Below are 3,211 nucleotides of genomic sequence, written 5' to 3'. Positions count from 1 at the left end.
CCTCGGCGATGGTGACCACGCCGGGGCAGCGGCGGTAGACGGTGGCGTTCATCTCCTGGAGGAACGCCACCGCGTCCAGGTTCTCCCGGCCGCCGTGCTCATTGGGCGTCCACTGGCCCGGCTCGCGCGAGTAGTCGAGGTAGAGCATGGAGGCGACGGCGTCGACGCGCAGGCCGTCGATGTGGAACTCCTCGCACCAGTACACGGCGTTGGCGACCAGGAAGTTGCGCACCTCGCGGCGGCCGAAGTCGAACTCCAGGGTGCCCCAGTCGGGGTGCGCGGCCCGCAGCGGGTCCGCGTGCTCGTACAGCGGGCGGCCGTCGAACTGGGCCAGCGCCCAGTCGTCGCGCGGGAAGTGGGCCGGCACCCAGTCCATGAGGACGCCGATGCCCGCCCGGTGCAGGGCGTCGACCAGGTACTTGAAGTCGTCGGGGGTGCCGAGGCGGGCGGTCGGCGCGTAGAAGCCGGTGACCTGGTAGCCCCAGGAGCCGCCGAAGGGATGCTCGGCGACCGGCATCAGCTCCACATGGGTGAAACCCAACTCCTTGACATATGCAGGGAGTTCATCCACAAGTTGACGGTACGTCAGCCCTGGTCGCCAGGACGGCAGGTGGACCTCGTACACGGAGAACGGCGCCTCGTGCACCGGGCTGTCCGCGCGGTGCGCCAGCCACTCGTCGTCGCCCCACACATGGTGCGAGGCGTGCACGATCGAGGAGGTGGCGGGCGGAACCTCGGTGCGGCGGGCCAGCGGGTCGGCGCGCAGGGTGCGGGAGCCGTCGGGCCGGGTGATCTCGAACTTGTACGGCTCGCCCTCGCCGATGCCGGGCACGAACAGTTCCCAGACGCCCGAGGAGCCGAGCGAGCGCATCGGATACCCGGTGCCGTCCCAGAAGTTGAACCCGCCGGCCAGTCGCACACCCCGGGCGTTCGGCGCCCACACGGTGAAGCGGGTGCCGGTCACGCCCTGGTGCGTCATGGGCTCGGCGCCCAGCGCCCGCCACAGCTGCTCATGCCGGCCCTCGCCGATCAGATGCAGATCCAGCTCGCCGAGCGCGGGCAGGAAGCGGTAGGCGTCCTCGGTCTCGTGGACGGCGCCCTCGTACGTCACGCGCAGCCGGTACGCGGGGACGTCACGAAGCGGCAGCAGGGCCGAGAAGAAACCACCGCCGTCGTCGTGCAGTTCGGCCCGCAGGTCGTCGGTGACGACGGCGACCGACAGGGCGTACGGCCTGAAGGCCCGGAACACCACACCGCCGGCCACCGGATGCGCCCCGAGCACAGAATGCGGATCATGGTGCGTCCCGGCCGGCAACCGCTCCCGGTCCGCCGCGCCGAGAGCCGGGACGGCCATGCCCTCGACATCCCCGGCCTGGGGTGGTTGTTCGGCGGCGGGAGCGTGGGGGTGCCGGTCGTGTGGGTCCGGGGCGCTGGACGGGGGGCGCGGGGTCACGGGTGGGCCTCCTCGGCGCGGGGCGGGCGGGTCAGGGCTGGTCGGATGAGGCGAGGCGTTTGACCGCCGCCAGGGGCACGGGCAGCCAGTCGGGGCGGTGGCGGGCCTCGTAGAGGACCTCGTAGACCGCCTTGTCGGTCTCGTACGCCCGCAGCAGCACCGGGTCGGTGCGCGGATCACGCCCGGTGACCTCGGCGTACCCGGTGCAGTACGCGGCCCGGCACACCTCGGCCCAGCCGGGCGCCGGCGGGCTCGCCGACCGCGCCGCGTAGTCGAAGGAGCGCAGCATTCCCGCGACGTCCCGCAGTGCGGGCTGCGGCATGCGCCGCTCGGCCAGCGGCCGGGCCGGCTCGCCCTCGAAGTCGATCAGCGACCACGGTCCGGACGGCGCGCGCAGGCACTGCCCGAGGTGCAGATCGCCATGGATGCGCTGCGCGGTCCAGGTGCGCCCCTCGGCGGCCAGGTCGGCCAGCGCGGTGAAGGCGGACCGCAGCCCGGGCGCGTAGGGGCGAAGGGCGGGCACCGCGAGGACGGCACCCTCCAGCCGCTCGATCATGCCGTCGACCAGCGGCTCCAGCCGGCCGCGGCCCAGGGTGACCGTGGGCAGCGCGTGCGCGAGCGCGGTGTGCACCTCGGCGGTGGCCCGGCCCAGCGCCCGCGCCTCCGTGTCGAAGTCCTCGCCCTTGGCCAGCTGGCGCAGCGCCAGCTCCCAGCCGTCCGTGGCACCCCGCACGAAGGGCTGGAGCACGGCCAGCACAGCGGGCTCGCCGGCCGCCTCCGTGATCTCCGCCCGCAGCCAGGCGGTCGGCGCGGGCACCCGGGCGCAGCCCTCGCCGGCCAGCGCCAGCGGTATCTCCAGATCGGGGTTGACGCCGGGCACGACCCGGCGCAACAGCTTCAGAATGAACGTATCTCCATAGACCACCGAGGAGTTGGACTGCTCGGCGGTCAGCAGCCGGGCCACCAGCCCGTCGCGTATCTCCTGCCCCGAGTCCCGCTCGAAGCGCAGCACCCCGATACGGGCCCGGGTGCGCAGCGCCTCCAGCAGCACCTCGGCGGGCCGGGGGTCGTACAGGGCGTCGTACACCGTGCGTCCGGTGAGCGGCCCCTGGTCCACGTGTCCGATCAGCGCGGGCGCCAGCCGGGGCGGCAGTGCCTCGCGCGCGCCCACGAGCAGTTGGTAGCAGTCGCCGGGCTGCGGCCGGGCGCCCGGTGCGGGCGGCTGGTGGGCGCGGACCAGCAGGTGGTACAGGCCGAGGCGGCCGGAGAGCAGCAACTCGGTGACCGCCACCGGTGAGAACCCGGTGACCGGGCGCCCCTTCCCCGCGAACCAGCGTTGCCTCGGCAGCCACTCGCGCAGCAGGGGATCGAGGGACGCGAGGATATGAGCCGGACTCGTCGTGCCGGACGGGGTGACCGTTTCCGCCATGGCGTCACGTCCTTTCCCCATTCTTCGGTACGCCTCCTGGGCGCCCGAGCCGGTGGGGTGTTACTGATGCGTGCCCCGGGCGGGGCGCTGGAAACCGTCCCGCCGGTGCCTTCAGGGGGCCGCTACACGGTGTCCCCGCGCAATCGGAACCAGTAGAAGCCGTGGCCCGCGAGGGTCAGCAGATACGGCAGCCTGCCGATCGCCGGGAAGCGCACCCCGCCGAACAGCTCGACCGGATGCCGGCCGCCGAACCGCCCCAGATCCAGCTCTGTGGGTTGGGCGAAGCGGGAGAAGTTGTGGACGCAGAGTACGAGGTCGTCGTCGTGTTC

General features: G+C 73.1%; 3 protein-coding genes. All 3 read right to left on the bottom strand.

Annotated elements, in window-relative coordinates; all coding sequences use genetic code 11:
* The coding region (gene glgB, locus ACFYTE_RS42240) for a 1,4-alpha-glucan branching enzyme (protein ID WP_388722626.1) at positions 1 to 1,453 on the bottom strand (1,453 nt) is incomplete at its 3' end.
* A gap of 31 nt (positions 1,454 to 1,484) precedes the next feature.
* Positions 1,485 to 2,882, bottom strand: coding sequence for a phosphotransferase (locus tag ACFYTE_RS42235; RefSeq protein WP_388722624.1), 1,398 nt, complete (start codon positions 2,880 to 2,882; stop codon positions 1,485 to 1,487).
* A gap of 122 nt (positions 2,883 to 3,004) precedes the next feature.
* Positions 3,005 to 3,211, bottom strand: a 207-nt coding sequence (locus ACFYTE_RS42230) for an alpha-glucosidase C-terminal domain-containing protein (RefSeq protein WP_388722622.1), incomplete at its 5' end; no start/stop codon positions are given.

This window comes from Streptomyces sp. NPDC004629 (assembly GCF_042873595.1).
GTDB lineage: Bacteria > Actinomycetota > Actinomycetes > Streptomycetales > Streptomycetaceae > Streptomyces.
This window is presented reverse-complemented; position numbering and strand designations above follow the sequence as displayed.

What these genes read in the sequence shown, in the direction of transcription:
- ACFYTE_RS42235 (WP_388722624.1), bottom strand. Translation starts at nt 2,882, where the DNA reads ATGGCGGAAACGGTCACCCCGTCCGGCACGACGAGTCCGGCTCATATC.